The sequence below is a fragment of the Ralstonia sp. SET104 genome (assembly GCF_003851545.1).
Taxonomy (GTDB): Bacteria; Pseudomonadota; Gammaproteobacteria; order Burkholderiales; family Burkholderiaceae; genus Ralstonia.
Genome location: NZ_BHVX01000058.1, coordinates 1 through 213 on the forward strand (window position 1 = coordinate 1; position 213 = coordinate 213).

Consider the following 213-nt stretch of genomic DNA (forward strand, 5'->3'; position numbering starts at 1 on the left):
CGTTTCATCAGCAAGCACATGCCGTCACCGCTCCACCACAGCACTTTGACCAGATCGCCGCGCCTGCCTCGGAACACGAACACGTGGCCACTGAACGGATCTCGCTCCAGTACGATCTGGACCTTGGCGGCCAGGCTGTTGAAGCCCGAGCGCATGTCGGTCACGCCGGCGGCCAGCCAGATCTTCGTGCGGCTGGGTAGACCGATCATGCTG

The 213-nt window shown here is 62.9% G+C and carries 1 protein-coding gene; it reads right to left on the reverse strand.

Translation table 11 applies throughout. The annotated features are described in order from the left end of the window. On the reverse strand, positions 1–213 hold a 213-nt coding region (tnpB, locus tag PSUB009319_RS22780; RefSeq protein ID WP_374704227.1), incomplete at both ends, for an IS66 family insertion sequence element accessory protein TnpB.